This window comes from Exiguobacterium sp. s83 (assembly GCF_018617095.1).
GTDB lineage: Bacteria > Bacillota > Bacilli > Exiguobacteriales > Exiguobacteriaceae > Exiguobacterium > Exiguobacterium profundum.
Genome location: NZ_JACSJP010000004.1, coordinates 192,271 through 207,939, shown reverse-complemented (window position 1 = coordinate 207,939; position 15,669 = coordinate 192,271). Strand labels below are relative to the sequence as shown.

At 50.6% G+C, this 15,669-nt stretch carries 13 protein-coding genes, 1 pseudogene and 1 riboswitch; of the genes and pseudogenes, 13 read left to right on the top strand and 1 reads right to left on the bottom strand.

What is annotated here, in order from left to right; all coding sequences use genetic code 11:
- Window positions 1-114: 114 nt before the first annotated feature.
- Window positions 115-306, bottom strand: a pseudogene (locus KNO73_RS13320) (NUDIX domain-containing protein); the annotation flags it as partial.
- A gap of 147 nt (window positions 307-453) precedes the next feature.
- Window positions 454-555, top strand: a riboswitch (purine riboswitch).
- A 68-nt stretch (window positions 556-623) separates the two neighbouring features.
- Here KNO73_RS13320 and purE point away from each other — a divergent pair.
- The 13 genes from purE (at window position 624) to KNO73_RS13255 (ending at window position 15,539) form a co-directional block, all read left to right on the top strand.
- Window positions 624-1,112 carry a 5-(carboxyamino)imidazole ribonucleotide mutase gene (gene purE / locus KNO73_RS13315; protein WP_074032924.1) on the top strand — a complete coding sequence of 163 codons (489 nt, stop codon included), beginning with the start codon at window positions 624-626 and terminating at the stop codon, window positions 1,110-1,112.
- On the top strand, window positions 1,112-2,206 hold the full coding sequence (gene purK, locus KNO73_RS13310) for a 5-(carboxyamino)imidazole ribonucleotide synthase (protein ID WP_215112615.1): 1,095 nt from the start codon (window positions 1,112-1,114) through the stop codon (window positions 2,204-2,206). The genes purE and purK overlap by 1 nt, the downstream gene beginning before the upstream one ends.
- Window positions 2,203-3,495, top strand: a complete 1,293-nt coding sequence (gene purB / locus KNO73_RS13305) for an adenylosuccinate lyase (RefSeq protein WP_015880706.1) — start codon at window positions 2,203-2,205, stop codon at window positions 3,493-3,495. Before purK ends, purB begins: the two co-directional genes overlap by 4 nt.
- 49 nt (window positions 3,496-3,544) lie before the next feature.
- Window positions 3,545-4,249, top strand: coding sequence for a phosphoribosylaminoimidazolesuccinocarboxamide synthase (gene purC, locus KNO73_RS13300; protein WP_215112614.1), 705 nt, complete (start codon window positions 3,545-3,547; stop codon window positions 4,247-4,249).
- Window positions 4,246-4,488: a phosphoribosylformylglycinamidine synthase subunit PurS gene (purS, locus tag KNO73_RS13295; RefSeq protein ID WP_031420917.1), complete on the top strand. Its 243-nt coding sequence runs from the start codon at window positions 4,246-4,248 to the stop codon at window positions 4,486-4,488. Before purC ends, purS begins: the two co-directional genes overlap by 4 nt.
- On the top strand, window positions 4,485-5,165 hold the full coding sequence (gene purQ / locus KNO73_RS13290) for a phosphoribosylformylglycinamidine synthase subunit PurQ (RefSeq protein WP_215112613.1): 681 nt from the start codon (window positions 4,485-4,487) through the stop codon (window positions 5,163-5,165). Before purS ends, purQ begins: the two co-directional genes overlap by 4 nt.
- On the top strand, window positions 5,149-7,368 hold the full coding sequence (gene purL / locus KNO73_RS13285; RefSeq protein WP_215112612.1) for a phosphoribosylformylglycinamidine synthase subunit PurL: 2,220 nt from the start codon (window positions 5,149-5,151) through the stop codon (window positions 7,366-7,368). Before purQ ends, purL begins: the two co-directional genes overlap by 17 nt.
- Window positions 7,344-8,753 (top strand): amidophosphoribosyltransferase, encoded by a 1,410-nt coding sequence (gene purF / locus KNO73_RS13280; RefSeq protein WP_214685454.1) that lies wholly within the window; start codon window positions 7,344-7,346, stop codon window positions 8,751-8,753. Before purL ends, purF begins: the two co-directional genes overlap by 25 nt.
- Window positions 8,754-8,765: 12 nt before the next feature.
- Entirely contained in the window at window positions 8,766-9,800 is a 1,035-nt protein-coding gene (gene purM, locus KNO73_RS13275) for a phosphoribosylformylglycinamidine cyclo-ligase (RefSeq protein ID WP_214685456.1), read from the top strand.
- A complete protein-coding gene (gene purN, locus KNO73_RS13270; protein WP_215112611.1) occupies window positions 9,797-10,375 on the top strand; it encodes a phosphoribosylglycinamide formyltransferase in 579 nt (192 codons plus the stop codon). The genes purM and purN overlap by 4 nt, the downstream gene beginning before the upstream one ends.
- On the top strand, window positions 10,372-11,892 hold the full coding sequence (gene purH / locus KNO73_RS13265; RefSeq protein WP_215112610.1) for a bifunctional phosphoribosylaminoimidazolecarboxamide formyltransferase/IMP cyclohydrolase: 1,521 nt from the start codon (window positions 10,372-10,374) through the stop codon (window positions 11,890-11,892). The genes purN and purH overlap by 4 nt, the downstream gene beginning before the upstream one ends.
- A 14-nt stretch (window positions 11,893-11,906) precedes the next feature.
- Window positions 11,907-13,160, top strand: a complete 1,254-nt coding sequence (gene purD / locus KNO73_RS13260) for a phosphoribosylamine--glycine ligase (protein WP_215112609.1) — start codon at window positions 11,907-11,909, stop codon at window positions 13,158-13,160.
- 135 nt (window positions 13,161-13,295) lie between these two features.
- Window positions 13,296-15,539, top strand: coding sequence for a bifunctional diguanylate cyclase/phosphodiesterase (locus KNO73_RS13255; protein ID WP_353048433.1), 2,244 nt, complete (start codon window positions 13,296-13,298; stop codon window positions 15,537-15,539).
- The last annotated feature ends 130 nt before the right edge of the window (window positions 15,540-15,669 follow it).

Below are 15,669 nucleotides of genomic sequence, written 5' to 3'. Positions count from 1 at the left end.
CCTTCAGGGTGGGAACCACCCGACGAGCTTGGTAAACAATCGTGGCTAATAAAAGTACGGTCTTCCCAAGAAGCTCCCACTTCAATTTGCGAAGCAAATAAGTGGCGAGTAGTTCACTTCTCTAGCAGCGACTTCTTCCAACGTTTCCCCGAGTTCCATCGATCCTCCTGGTAAACCCCAGTCAAGTGTATCCGATCGGAATTGCATCAGTACCTCTTGCTTTTGATTGATGACCAAAATGGTTGCTCCCACACTGATGATCGGTCGGTTGCCAACCACTTCTCTAAGACTCGATATGTAACTCATCGAACTCCCCCCTTTTCAATAGCATACATTATCGGAGAAAATTGTGCTGATAACATCCAAAAAGCGAACGATAAATATTCAGACAATTAAAATGTTCGCAGTTTATTGACATGTTTTCAAAGAACAAGGTACGATAGGCGTGTGAGATAAGAAAAATAAATAGTGCTCCATATAATCGCAAGGAAATGGCTTGCAAGTTTCTACCTGATTACCGATTCTGATCAGACTATGGGGTGTAGCGGACGTGTATTTGTCATGCCTATACCCTAAACTGATTGTCGGTTTAGGGATTTCTTTTTGTAAGGGGGACATTGGGAATGAACGTAGCAGTTGGAGTAATCATGGGAAGTTCATCTGATTGGGAGACGATGAAACATACGTGTGACGTGTTGGATGAGTTGCAGATTCCATATGAAAAACAAGTCGTATCCGCTCACCGTACACCAGACCTTATGTTCGAATATGCTGAAGAGGCACGAGGCAGAGGCATCCAAGTGATCATTGCGGGTGCTGGTGGGGCAGCCCACCTTCCTGGAATGGTCGCTGCGAAAACGACACTTCCTGTCATCGGTGTCCCGGTTCAGTCGAAAGCACTCAATGGAATGGATTCGCTCCTCTCCATTGTTCAGATGCCTGCAGGAGTTCCAGTAGCAACTGTTGCCATCGGAAAAGCGGGAGCAACGAATGCAGGATTATTGGCTGCTCAAATCCTCAGCATCCACTCCACAGACATTACAAATCGACTTGATGCATTTCGTGAGAAGAAACAAGAGATGGCGATGCGAGGAACGGAGGAGTTGGTTTGATGAGAATTGGAATTTTAGGTGGAGGACAACTTGGACGGATGATGTCACTCAGTGCGAGTGCAATGGGATACACGACACTTTGTCTTGACCCGAACCCCAATTCACCGACTGCTCAAGTGGCAGATTCAATTGTTGCCTCATTTGATGATGTCGATGCCGCAAAAGAACTCGCTGCTCGTTCAGACGTTGTGACGTATGAATTTGAGAACATCGATACGGAAATGATTGCAGCCATCGAAGAAAAATGCCCACAAGGTATGGACGTATTGAAGGCGACGCAACATCGCATCTTAGAGAAACAGATGATTGAATCAGCAGGACTACGTGTCGCACCGTATGTTTCGGTACGTACGGTTCGAGATGTACGGCAGGCATATGAGAAGCTCGGTTTACCGTTTGTCATCAAAACGTGTCGTTTCGGCTATGACGGGAAAGGGCAGACGGTCATTCGGTCGGAACATGATCTTCAGACCTTCGCTGAACATTTTGTCGAACAGGAATACGTCGCCGAGGCTTGGTTGCCATTTGAAAAAGAAATCTCGGTCATTGTGACAAGAGGACATGACGAAACGTCGACATTCCCGATCAGTGAAAACATTCATCACAACAACATCCTACATTTATCAATTGTACCGGCTCGCGTATCAAATGAGATTCAAGAGGATGCAAGACATCTCGCACTCCAGCTCGCAGACCATATCGGTTTAATGGGAACGCTCGCTGTCGAACTGTTCGTCATGACGGATGGCCGTCTATATGTGAATGAGCTTGCACCACGTCCCCACAACTCCGGGCATTACACGATTGACGCTTGTGAAACCTCACAATTTGAACAACACATTCGAGCCGTGACCGGGATGCGCCTCGGACGGACGAGATTGATATCGCCTGTCGTCATGGTCAACCTTCTCGGTGAGCATATGCCACGACTTCATGTCAAAGCATTGCCATCGAATGTTAAACTACATCTGTATGGAAAAGATGAAGCGAAGACAGGTCGTAAAATGGGACATTTGAACGTCCTTGCTGACACGGTCGAAGAAGCGCTTCATACCATCGAACAACTGGCAATTTGGAAGGAGACCGTTTTATGATTTCACGCTATACCCGCCCAGAGATGGCAAACATTTGGACTGATCAAAACAAATTCGAGGCTTGGTTAAAAGTTGAACTTTATGCCTGTGAGGCTTGGAGTGAACTCGGTATCATCCCGAAAGAAGATGTCCAAGTCCTTTGGGACAAGGCATCGTTTGATGTGGATCGCATTCTAGAGATTGAACAAGAGACACGTCATGATGTAATCGCGTTCACTCGTGCCGTTTCCGAGACACTAGGAGAAGAGAAAAAGTGGGTACATTACGGCTTGACGTCGACGGATGTCGTCGACACGGCACTCTCGTACTTAATCAAACAGGCGAATGATCTTTTAGAAGCCGATTTAGATCGCTTCATCGGTATTCTCGCAGAAAAAGCGAAAGCACATAAGTATGACATCATGATGGGACGTACCCACGGCGTGCACGCAGAACCGACCACGTTCGGTCTGAAGCTCGCCCTCTGGTATGAAGAGATGAAACGGAACAAAAAACGCTTCATGGCAGCTCGCGAAACGATTGAATTCGGGAAGATGAGCGGAGCGGTCGGGACGTTTGCGAATATCGACCCGTTCATCGAGTCATACGTCTGTGACAAGCTCGGTATCCAAGCTGCACCGATTTCGACACAGACTCTCCAACGTGACCGTCATGCCGAGTACATGTCAACACTCGCATTGATTGCCACATCGATTGAAAAGATGGCAACGGAGATTCGTGGACTTCAAAAAACAGAGACACGCGAAGTGGAAGAGTTCTTTGCGAAAGGACAAAAAGGGTCGTCGGCGATGCCGCATAAACGTAACCCAATCGGTTCTGAAAATATGACGGGTCTTGCACGCGTCATTCGCGGTCATATGATGACAGCATACGAGAACGTCCCACTCTGGCATGAACGTGATATCTCGCACTCATCAGCAGAACGAATCATCATTCCGGATGCAACGATTCTCCTCAACTACATGTTGAACCGTTTCGGTAACATCGTGAAGAACTTGACGGTCTTCCCGGACAACATGCGTCGCAACATGGACCGCACGTTCGGAATCATCTTCTCGCAACGGATCTTACTCGGTCTCATCGAAAAGGGTTGGTCTCGTGAAGCGGCATACGACGCGGTTCAACCGAAGGCGATGCAGGCATGGGAAGAAGAGACGATGTTCCGTACATTGATTGAAGAGGACAAAGAAATGGGCGCACTCTTTACGAGTGAAGAGCTCGATGAGTTGTTCGACCCGCGTTATCACGTACGTCGTGTCGATACGATTTTTGAACGCTGTGGTTTGTAATCGTTGAGGGGCGACATGCCCCTCTCACTTTTAAGGGGGAACGGTTCAGATGAAAGCAATTTATGAAGGTAAGGCGAAGGCATTATTTGAGACAGAAGAAGCGGGTGTGCTTCGTGTGTACTACAAAGACGATGCGACAGCATTCAATGGAGAGAAGAAAGAGTCGATTGATGGGAAGGGGATTTTAAACAACGCCATCACGACCCAGTTGTTCGAATTGATGCATGACAACAAGATTCCGACGCACTTTATCAAACGAATCTCAGAGCGAGAACAGTTGGTCCGCCGTGTCGACATCATCCCGTTAGAAGTGGTCGTCCGCAACGTCGCGGCCGGTAGTCTAGCGAAACGTCTCGGTTGGGAAGAGGGAACACCGCTCCTCGCACCGATTGTCGAGTTTTATTATAAGGACGACGCTCTTGGGGACCCACTCCTCACAGAAGATCATATCCGATTATTGCAAGTTGCCACACACAAAGAAGTCGAAACATTGCGACAACTCGGGCTTTGGGTAAACGATGTCTTGCTCGATTTCTTTAGTCAACACGGCATCGACGTGATCGATTTCAAACTAGAGTTCGGAAAAGTGGATGGGACGATCATTTTGGCGGATGAAATCTCACCGGATACGTGCCGTCTCTGGGACAAAAAAACGAAACAGAAACTTGATAAAGATGTATTCCGTCGCGATTTAGGTTCTTTGACTGAAACGTATGGACAATTGTTAACACGCATAGGGGGAAACGGACAATGAAAAAAGTAAACGTGTATGTGACATTACGTGAAAGTGTACTCGACCCACAAGGAGTAGCTGTAAAAGGTGGACTCGAACATCTCGGATTCGCTGGAGTTGAATCGGTGCGGATCGGGAAAGTCATCGAGCTTCAAGTAGCGGACGACACGACAGAAGCCATGGTCAAAGAAATGTGTGAGAAGTTACTCGTCAATACGGTCATTGAGAATTTTGAAATCGAGATGGGGGTACTCGCATGAAGTTTGCGGTCATCGTCTTTCCAGGATCAAACTGTGACCTCGACATGTACCATGCGGTAAAAGATGTGCTCGGGGAAGAAGCGGAATACGTGTTCCATACGGAAACCTCACTTGAAGGATTTGATGGAGTCCTCTTACCAGGCGGTTTCTCATACGGAGACTACTTGCGCTGCGGGTCAATCGCCCAGTTTTCACCAATCATGGCTGAAGTGAAGCGTTTCGCGGAAGAAGGACGCCCGGTTCTTGGCGTATGTAACGGATTCCAAGTGCTCGTCGAAGCGGGACTCCTCCCAGGTGTATTGATGCGAAACCGCGATTTGAAATTCATGTGTAAGACCGTCGACCTCGTCGTCGAAAACAACGAGACGATGTTCACAAGTGAGTATGCGGCACAGGAAACGATTCGCGTGCCAATCGCACACGGTGAGGGCAACTACTACTGTGACGATGCGACACTTGCGGCATTGAAGGCAAATGGCCAGATTGTGTTCACCTATAAAGAGAACCCGAACGGATCGGTCGAAAACATCGCCGGCATCACGAACGAGGCAGGGAACGTACTCGGCATGATGCCACACCCGGAGCGTGCGGTCGAAGCGTTGCTCGGTGGGGAAGACGGTAAACGGTTATTCACATCAATCGTAAAATGGGGGGCACGACATGTTACTTACAACTGAACCGACAGCTACACAAATTCGTGATGAACGGATCTATGCCACGATGGGATTATCGGACGACGAATACGCGCTCGTCGTCTCACTGCTTGGCCGGGAACCGAATTATACAGAGATTGGTCTCTTCTCGGTCATGTGGTCTGAACACTGTTCGTACAAAAACTCGAAACCGGTGCTCCGGAAGTTTCCGACAACCGGCAAGCACGTCTTACAAGGACCGGGAGAAGGGGCTGGAATCGTCGACATCGGAGACGGCCAAGCCGTCGCCTTTAAAATCGAGAGTCATAACCATCCATCCGCGATCGAGCCTTATCAAGGAGCGGCGACTGGGGTTGGCGGAATCATCCGTGACATCTTCTCGATGGGCGCCCGTCCGATTGCTTTATTGAACTCACTCCGTTTCGGAGATTTGAACGAATCACGTGTGAAACATTTATTCGGTCATGTCGTATCCGGCATCGCTGGATACGGGAACTGTGTCGGTATCCCGACTGTCGGTGGGGAAGTCGCCTTTGACCCGGCTTACTCAGGAAATCCACTCGTCAACGCGATGTGCGTCGGCTTTATCCGTCATGAAGACATTCAAAAAGGAATCGCGGAAGGTGTCGGGAACTCGGTCATGTACGTCGGAGCAACGACAGGACGTGACGGAATCCATGGTGCCACGTTCGCTTCTGAAGAACTCGGGGAAGACGCGGAAGAGAAACGTCCAGCCGTCCAAGTCGGAGACCCGTTCATGGAGAAACTCTTGATCGAAGCGTGTCTCGAAGTCATCAAGCACCCCGCGCTCGTCGGGATTCAAGACATGGGCGCAGCCGGATTGACGTCATCGTCAGCAGAGATGGCATCGAAAGCAGGGATGGGAATCGAGATGAATCTAGACCTCGTCCCACAACGTGAGACAGGCATGACACCTTACGAGATGATGCTTTCGGAATCGCAAGAGCGGATGCTCCTCGTCGTCAAAGCTGGACATGAAGACGAAATCGAAGCAATCGTCACGAAGTGGGGACTTCATGCAATCAAAGTTGGGGAAGTCATTGAAGAAAAAGTACTTCGTCTCGTTCATCAAGGGGAAGTCGCGGCGGAAGTACCAGTCGACGCACTCGCAGAAGACGCTCCTGTCTATCATAAACCGTCTAAAGTTCCAGCATATTATGAAGCTTTCCAAGCAATGGAGCCGGTCACACCAATCGTCGAAGATGTGATGGCGACATGGAAAGATGTCCTTGCGATGCCGAGCATCGCCTCGAAACGTTGGGTGTATGAGCAATATGACCATATGGTACAAACGTCGACAGTCGTCGCACCAGGTAGTGATGCCGCGGTCATTCGCATTCGTGAGACGGAGAAGTCGCTCGCGATGACGACAGACTGCAATGCGAAATATGTCTATCTCGACCCACGTGTCGGTGGAGCCATCGCTGTCGCGGAGGCGGCACGAAATATCGTCGCAAGTGGTGCAGAACCAATCGCCTTGACGGACTGTCTCAACTTCGGGAGCCCGGATAAACCGGAAGGGTTCTGGCAGCTCGACCAAGCCGTCGAAGGAATGGCAGAAGCGTGTCGTACGCTCGATACGCCAGTCATCGGAGGGAACGTATCGCTTTATAACGAATCAAACGGACAAGCCATCTACCCGACACCGGTCGTTGGAATGGTCGGGCTCATCGAGAAACCAGAACATATTACGACATCGTTTGCGAAACAAGCGGGAGACGTCGTCTTCTTACTCGGTGAGACAAAAGCAGAGTTTGGCGGAAGTGCCCTTCAGATGTTGCAAGACGGAAAAGTGAGCGGTCATGCACCGACACTCAATCTTGAAGAAGAACGTCAGACACAAAAGGCGTTGCTTCACGCTATCCGTGAAGGTCTGGTCACGGCGGCACATGATGTATCAGAGGGTGGTCTTGCGGCAGCGTTACCGGAACTGGTCTTTGGAACAGGGTTCGGCGTGGACGTGACGATTGACACAGATCTCGTGACGGCGCTATTCAGTGAATCACAGTCACGTTTCCTCGTGACGGTCGACAAGGCACATGCCGAGGCATTCGCGAGCATGACGAACGGAAAAGCAATCGGGACAGTTACAGAAACATCCACTCTTGTCGTTCGCGCAAGCGACCGCTTGATTGAAATGGACGTGAAAGAGTTAGAGCGTGTATGGGAAGGAGCTATTCCATGTTATATGACATCCGAGGCATGAACGAGGAATGCGGCGTCTTCGGTGTGTTCGGTCACATCGAAGCGTCACACCTAGCCTATTACGGACTTCACAGCTTGCAACACCGTGGCCAAGAAGGAACAGGAATCGTCACGGCAGACGGAGAGCGTCTCCACGCGAAACGTGGACTCGGACTCGTCACCGAAGTGTTTGACGAAACATCTCTCGACGCACTCACCGGGAATCATGCGATTGGACACGTCCGCTACTCGACGGCTGGCGGCAACACGCTCGAGAATGTTCAACCGCTCCATTTCAAGTCGTTGACTGGCGATTTGGCGATGGCGCATAACGGAAACCTTGTGAATGCGACCGAGTTGAAACATATGCTCGAAGCGGAAGGCGCGATCTTCCAGACGACGTCCGACACGGAAGTCGTGGCCCACCTCATCAAGCGGAGTCGCGGCAATTCGTTGAAAGAACGAATCGCCGACAGCTTGGCCCGTCTCGTCGGGGCATTCGCATTCCTGTTCTTGACGGAAGATGCACTGTACGTCGGTGTTGACGTGCATGGGTTACGTCCATTGTCACTCGGACAAACCGAAGACGGGGCTTACGTGTTCGCTTCAGAAACGTGTGCGTTTGACGTCGTGGGGGCGACGTACGTACGGGATGTGGAGCCAGGAGAATTGCTCATGATCACGAATGAAGGCATCACGTCAGAGCGATTCAGTGAAGCGGCCGTCCGTGCCATGTGCTCAATGGAATACATCTACTTCTCAAGACCAGACTCCATCATCGATGGCATCAACGTGCATACGGCGCGTAAGGCCATGGGGAAAAAGATGTTTGAAGAAGCACCGGTCGAAGCGGATGTCGTGACAGGTGTTCCGGATTCGAGTATTTCTGCGGCAATCGGCTATGCTGAGGCGAGCGGAATTCCTTACGAAATGGGACTCATTAAAAACCGTTACGTCGGACGGACGTTCATTCAACCGTCCCAGGAATTACGGGAGCGCGGGGTGAAGATGAAGTTGTCAGCGTTACGCGGTGTCGTAAACGGGAAACGCGTCATCATGGTCGATGATTCCATCGTCCGTGGAACGACGAGTCGCCGAATCGTCACGTTACTACGAGAGGCAGGCGCGACGGAAGTGCATGTGCGCATCACGTCACCACCGATCAAACATCCGTGTTACTACGGAATCGATACATCCACCAAGGAAGAGTTAATTGCGGCAACCAAATCCATTGAAGAAATCAGAGAAGAGATTGGTGCCGATTCACTAGCGTTCCTCACATTGGATGGAACGGTCGAAGCCATCGATCGTCCATTCGAAGGAGCACTACGCGGGCAGTGTGCTGCATGCTTCACGGGACTTTATCCGACTGAACTGGCAGAACTCGTGACAGAGACAAAGGCTTAAGGGGGAAAAGCGATGAGCGTTCGTTATGAACAAGCGGGTGTGAATTTAGAAGCAGGGTACGAGGCCGTATCCCGTATGAAACGTCATGTCGCTCGGACAATGCGTCCGGAAGTGATGACAGGACTCGGTAGTTTCGGAGCGATGATTGACCTCGGTTCGATGAACATGAAACATCCGATTCTCGTGAGCGGGACTGACGGGGTCGGGACGAAACTGAAATTGGCGTTCGCGCTCGACCAACACGACACGATTGGAATCGATTGCGTCGCCATGTGCGTCAACGATTGTCTCGTGCATGGAGCAGAACCGCTCTATTTCCTCGACTATATTGCGACCGGGAAAGCAGAACCGGCCAAACTGGAGCGAATCGTCGCAGGTGTTGCGGAAGGGTGTGTCCAAGCCGGTTGTGCGCTCGTCGGTGGCGAAACGGCTGAGATGCCAGGGATGTATCCGGATGGCGAATATGACATCGCTGGATTTGCGGTCGGTGTCGTAGAGAAAGAGGACTTGCTCGACGGTTCGACGATCCAGGATGGAGATGTCGTGCTCGGACTTGCATCTTCAGGCGTTCACTCGAATGGGTTCTCCCTTGTACGTCATATCGTGGAAGCACAAGGTCTTCATTATACGGATGAGATTGCGATGCTCGATACGACACTCGGGAACGCCTTGCTGTTGCCGACACGGATTTATGCCGAAGCGGCGAAAGCGGCCATTTCGACAGGCAAGGTTCAAGGGATGGCACACATCACAGGTGGTGGCTTCTATGAGAATGTGCCTCGCATGTTGCCAGAAGGTCTTGGCATCACGTTCGATGCGTCGAGTTGGCCGAGTCTTCCTGTATTCGACTGGCTCGAACAAGTCGGGAACATCTCGAAGCAAGAAATGTTCAACGTCTTCAATATGGGAATCGGGTATATGATCACGGTACGAGCTGAAGATGTGGAACTCGTCGAAGCGGCGCTTGAACGTGTCGGGGAGACTGCGCACCGAATCGGGAAAGTCGAGAGTCGTCCAGGCATCCGGATTTCAGGAGTGGACCAATGAAACGATTTGCCATCTTTGCGTCAGGATCGGGAAGTAACGCCGAAGCGATCTGGCAAGCGATCACCGATGGTCATTTGTCTGCTGAATGTGTGTTGCTCGTGACGGACAAACCAGAAGCTACTGTTCTCGATCGAGCGGAGCGTCACGGGATTCCGAGTTTTTCGTTTACACCGAAGGCGTACGCGTCAAAAGAAGAGTTCGAGGAAGAGATTCTCGTCCTGCTCCGTACGCTTCGTGTAGACTATATCGTGTTGGCGGGGTATATGCGCTTGATCGGTAATGTGTTACTATCCGCATATCCGAATCGCATTCTAAACATTCATCCATCGCTTTTACCAGCTTTTCCGGGTAAAGACGCGATCGGACAGGCGCTTGACGCCAACGTACCGACGAGTGGTGTGACCGTTCATTATGTGGATGCGGGGATGGACACGGGTCCGATCATCGCACAGGCGTCTGTCGAGATTGAAGGGTGTGACCGCACCGAGGCGACGCGTCGCATTCAGACGATCGAGCACCAACTGTATCCGCGCGTATTACAACAAGTATTGAATCAACAGGAGGTTTTCAAGTGAGAGCATTATTAAGTGTTTCTGATAAAACGGGAATTGTCGAACTTGCGACCGTCTTGCATGAGGCGGGCATCGAGCTCATCTCAACAGGTGGGACCGAGGCGGCGCTTCAACAGGCAGGATTACCAGTCAAAAACATTTCGGAAGTGACATCGTTCCCTGAAATGTTAGACGGCCGTGTCAAAACGTTGCACCCACTCGTTCACGGGGGCTTGCTCGGACGTCGCGACCTCGATACGCATGTCGCACAAATGAAAGATCATCACATCGAACCAATCGATTATGTCGTGGTCAATCTGTATCCGTTCAAGGAGACGATTGCGAAAGAGAATACGACATACGAAGAAGCGATTGAAAACATTGATATCGGTGGACCGAGCATGTTGCGTTCGGCTGCGAAAAACCATGCGAGTGTCACCGTCGTCGTGGACCCGAGTGATTATACACTCGTCGCCGAGGAAGTACGTGGAGGCGGTACATCGTTTGAAACACGTCAACGTCTTGCGACGAAAGCGTTCCGACATACGGCTGCCTATGACGCGTTGATTGCTGACTACTTAGGTCGTCAAATCGGCGAAACGTTCCCAGAGCAGTTGACGCTCACGTATGAAAAAGTTCAAGACCTTCGTTACGGAGAGAACCCACACCAACAAGCGGCGTTTTATAAGACACCGTTATATGACGGGATGACACTTGCAAATGCGACACAGCTTCACGGGAAAGAGCTCTCGTATAACAACATTCAAGATACGAATGCAGCCCTCGAAGCACTCAGTGAATTGACTGAGCCGGCGGCAGTCGTCGTCAAGCACATGAACCCGTGCGGCGTTGCAGTCGGACGGACGATTTCTCAAGCGTTCGAACGTGCTCATGCGGCCGACCCGGTCTCAATCTTTGGTGGAATTGTCGCCTTAAACCGTGAAGTCGATCTTGAGACGGCAGATGCCCTTCGCAACATCTTTTTAGAGATCATCATTGCCCCATCTTTTAGCGAGGCAGCACTTGACCGATTGAAAGAGAAAAAGAATCTTCGGTTGTTGACGTTAGATATGGGACAGATGACAGGCATGCGCCTTACGGCTGTCGCCGGAGGATTGCTCGTACAAGACGGGGATGACATGACACTCGATGATGCCTCATGCCAAATCGTGACGGATCGTCGCCCGACAGCAGCGGAATGGGAAGATTTGAAACTTGCATGGCGTGTCGTCAAGCACGTCAAATCGAACGCGATTGTCGTCGCAAAAGACGAGACGACGATTGGAATCGGTGCCGGACAGATGAACCGCGTCGGTGCAGCGAAAATCGCTTTTGAACAAGCCGGGGAACGCGCGTCAGGCGCGGCTCTCGGAAGTGATGCCTTCTTCCCGATGGCAGATACGGTCGAAGCGGCAGCGGCAGCGGGCATCACGGCCATCATCCAACCGGGTGGGTCGATTCGCGATGCCGAATCGATTGAAGCGGCAAATCGCCATGGCATTACGATGGTATTCACATCAGTCAGACATTTCAAACACTGAGAGGGGTTTGCGTCATGAACGTATTGGTCATCGGTCGAGGAGGGCGCGAGCATGCGCTCGCATGGAAGTTGAAACAAGACGGGCATCACGTCTTCGTTGCACCGGGCAACGACTTCATGGAAGGGATGACGTGCGCGTCGATCCATGAAACAGACGTGGAGGCGCTCGCCCATTTCGCAGAAGAGAACGAAATCGAATGGACGATTGTCGGACCGGAGTCGTCGCTCATGGCAGGAGTCGTCGATACGTTCCGCGACAAAGGGCTGAACATCTTTGGACCGACGAAAGCGGCTGCCTTACTCGAGGGAAGCAAAGCATTCGCCAAAGAAGTCATGATGGAAGCCGGAATTCCGACAGCGGCGTACGAGGCGTTCACGGATGCGGCATCGGCGCTTGCCTATATCGAGAAGTTAGGGGCACCACTCGTCGTCAAGGCGGACGGATTGGCTGCCGGTAAAGGCGTCACGGTTGCGTTCACGGTCGAAGAGGCGGAAGCTGCCATACGTGATATTTTCACGACGGATAAATTTGGGCAACAGTCACAAGTCGTCATCGAGGAGTTCCTCGATGGGGAAGAGTTTTCGCTCATGGCGTTCGTCTCGGGAGAGCGTGTCATTCCGATGATCACCTCGCAAGATCATAAACGTGCCTATGACGGCGACGGGGGACCAAACACGGGTGGGATGGGCGCATATAGCCCGATGCCGCATCTGCCAAAGGACGTGTATGAAGAGGCCGTCGAGACCGTAATAAAACCGCTCGTACAGACGATGGTCAAGCGAGGTACTCCATTTGAAGGATTCTTGTACGCCGGTCTCATCTTGACAGTGGATGGACCAAAAGTCATCGAATTCAACGCACGCTTCGGTGACCCGGAAACGGAGGTCATCTTGCCGAACTTGAAATCACCGCTCCTGGACGTGATTGAAGCGGTCGTTCGCCAAGAATCGTATTCGGTTGAGTGGATTGACGGATACACGATGGGTGTCGTCATTGCGGCCGAAGGGTATCCGGACCGACCGATCACGGGCCAGGTGTTATCAGGATTTGAGTCGCTTCCGAAAGATGTGCTGGTCTTCCATGCCGGCACGACAAAGAAGGGCCAACAAGTCGTAGGGAGCGGAGGTCGTCTACTCGTTGTGACGGCGACGAAGCCGACACTGCTTGAGGCGAAAACGGCTGTGTATGCGGCGATTTCACAACTCGATTTACCTGAGACGTTCCACCGAACGGACATCGGGTCACGGGCGTTCACGCAGATTATTTGAAGGATGGGTCAACCCATCCTTTTTTTCATGCGAAAAAAAGGAAATGCTGACATCCTGTTCTACAATAATAAAGTAGCTTGAAGAAGGAGGGTGGTCGGCCTGCGTGTTCAAACAAAATTATTTATTGCGATAGCTGTGAACATCGTACTCTTCATCGGTGTCATTTTATTCGTCATCAAACCGTATTTTGTAGAGAAAAGTATTGAACAGGACAGGGCGATGACCCGCGATCAAATCGAAAGTGTGTCAGAAGTGTTCGCCAATCACCGACTCATGCTCGAACGGATTCTTGTCGATTGGTCAGTCTGGACGAACGCCTATGATTTTGTTCAAAATCAGAATGAGGCATTCATTGAAAATAACATGGGGGAAGAGACACTCGAAAACTTAGGAGTCGGCGCAATGATTTTCCTCGACCGTGATCGAAATGTCGTCTACTCGGAGTTTACTCAATTTTATGAATTGGATCGTGAAGAGGACAAAGAGATTTTCACGAACGACTTGATCCGTTACGTCAACTCGTCAGGAATCAAACAAAGTGCGGTGTATGGCACCGATTTCGGTCCGGTCGTCTTCATGAGTCACCCGATTGTGAAGAGTGATGGGACAGGAGAACCCGGTGGGACGCTCGTGCTCATTCAGAAAATCGGTCCAGACTTCATGGCCGCGATGAGTGCCCAAGCAAAAACGAAATTATCGATCAGTCCTCTTTCACACCAACAGTTGACGGTCGATCAAGACAATCAATTTGCCCGTGTCTCGTTACCGCTTCAATCCGTCTATCAAGATGCGAACTGGGAACTCAACTTCTCGGTGAAGCGAACGTACTATATCAACACGCAGACCATGTTAGAAACGGGGATGATCGGGCTTCTTGTCCTCGGTCTTGGTCTATTGTTGACACTCTTTTGGACGGTGAATCAAATTGTCACGAAACGATTGATGGGCATCGTCAACGAACTGAAATGGATTACGAAAGAACGAAATAGTCGGTTACGGATTCAATTGCATCCGAATCAACAAGACGAAATCGAAGAGATGGCCATCAGCATGAACGAGGTGCTCGATGCACTCGAACAGACACAAAAGGAATCGTTGACGCGTGCCTTCCGCGATTCCTTGACCCGTCTTCCGAACCGATTGGCGGTCGAAGAGATGTTCGTGAGCTTACCGGACACGACCCGGTCGATTGGAGTGATGGGAATCGATCTCGACAACTTCCGCCGCATCAACGATCAATTTGGTCAGCGTACGGGAGATGCGATGCTGACGTTCTTTGCCTCTCGTTTGATGTTCTATAAAGAGGATGGCTTCGTTGCGAGAATCGGAGCGGACGAGTTCATCTTGATTCATCCGGAATGGACGACCGAGGAGCTCATGATCATCGCCAATCAATTGGTGAAAGATTTGCGCGAATGGGGTTTGAAGCAAGGGATGAACCATTTGACCTTGAGTATCGGCATCGACGAATTGACAGGACCGACGCATCATTCCTATGAGGTGATGATGGCGCGACTCGATGTCGTTTTACACGAAGCCAAAGCATCCGGGAAAGATCAGATTCTTTCCTATCATGAGATTGAAGATGGGAGTCATTACTTGCAGGCGCTCGAAATGGAACGTGATTTACGTCATGCGTTGCGTCATGATGAGTTCGAACTCTATTACCAACCAATCGTCTCTCCGCAGCCGTTTCAAGTTAGAGGAGTCGAGGCGTTGATTCGCTGGCACCATCCACAGAAAGGGTTCGTCTCTCCCGGCGTGTTCATTCCGGTTGCGGAGCAACTCGGGCTCATCTCGGATGTGGGACGCTGGGTGCTTGTGCGCGCCATCACCGAGATTCAAGAGTACGCAGAGCGGTTTGATTTATTTTTATCGATCAACGTATCGAAGCGTCAGATTTTAGACGACTCGTTTTTAGAAGCGTTGGAGGAAACGCTCGCTAAGACAGGATTTCCCCCACATCGGTTGCATGTGGAAATCACAGAGAGTGAAGTCGGTGGGAATGTGTATGAACTTCAACAATTCATTCAAGCGTTAAAGGCCATCGGTGTCAAAATATCACTTGATGACTTCGGTGTCGGAACATCGTCGCTTTCATACTTGCAATCCCTGTGTCTCGACATCGTTAAAATCGATCAAAACTTCGTGAAAGGGATTCCGGAGAATAAATTTGACCGCGCGCTGTTAGAAGGGCTATATCAAACTTTCCAAACGCTTGGACTCGAGATTGTCACGGAAGGGGTCGAGCGACCGGAACAGCTTGCGTTCGTATTAGAATATAGTGGTTCGCTCATTCAAGGTTATCATTACAGTAAACCGATTCCGGTCAATCAATTGCACCTGTACTTACGTAAAACCGTCATGACTCAAATTTGATGTAGGTGACTCTTCATAGGAAGAGTCGCCTTTTTTGTGAAAAATATATGTGAAATTTGTTACAATAGGGAACATAACTTGCGACCCATTCAGAGAAAAGGTAAACTTGAAACAGGTAAAGAAAACGCTT

What these genes read in the sequence shown, in the direction of transcription:
- purC (WP_215112614.1), top strand. Translation starts at nt 3,545, where the DNA reads ATGAAAGCAATTTATGAAGGTAAGGCGAAGGCATTATTTGAGACAGAA.
- purE (WP_074032924.1), top strand. Translation starts at nt 624, where the DNA reads ATGAACGTAGCAGTTGGAGTAATCATGGGAAGTTCATCTGATTGGGAG.
- purF (WP_214685454.1), top strand. Translation starts at nt 7,344, where the DNA reads ATGTTATATGACATCCGAGGCATGAACGAGGAATGCGGCGTCTTCGGT.
- purL (WP_215112612.1), top strand. Translation starts at nt 5,149, where the DNA reads ATGTTACTTACAACTGAACCGACAGCTACACAAATTCGTGATGAACGG.
- purQ (WP_215112613.1), top strand. Translation starts at nt 4,485, where the DNA reads ATGAAGTTTGCGGTCATCGTCTTTCCAGGATCAAACTGTGACCTCGAC.
- purS (WP_031420917.1), top strand. Translation starts at nt 4,246, where the DNA reads ATGAAAAAAGTAAACGTGTATGTGACATTACGTGAAAGTGTACTCGAC.
- purD (WP_215112609.1), top strand. Translation starts at nt 11,907, where the DNA reads ATGAACGTATTGGTCATCGGTCGAGGAGGGCGCGAGCATGCGCTCGCA.
- purM (WP_214685456.1), top strand. Translation starts at nt 8,766, where the DNA reads ATGAGCGTTCGTTATGAACAAGCGGGTGTGAATTTAGAAGCAGGGTAC.
- purK (WP_215112615.1), top strand. Translation starts at nt 1,112, where the DNA reads ATGAGAATTGGAATTTTAGGTGGAGGACAACTTGGACGGATGATGTCA.
- purN (WP_215112611.1), top strand. Translation starts at nt 9,797, where the DNA reads ATGAAACGATTTGCCATCTTTGCGTCAGGATCGGGAAGTAACGCCGAA.
- purB (WP_015880706.1), top strand. Translation starts at nt 2,203, where the DNA reads ATGATTTCACGCTATACCCGCCCAGAGATGGCAAACATTTGGACTGAT.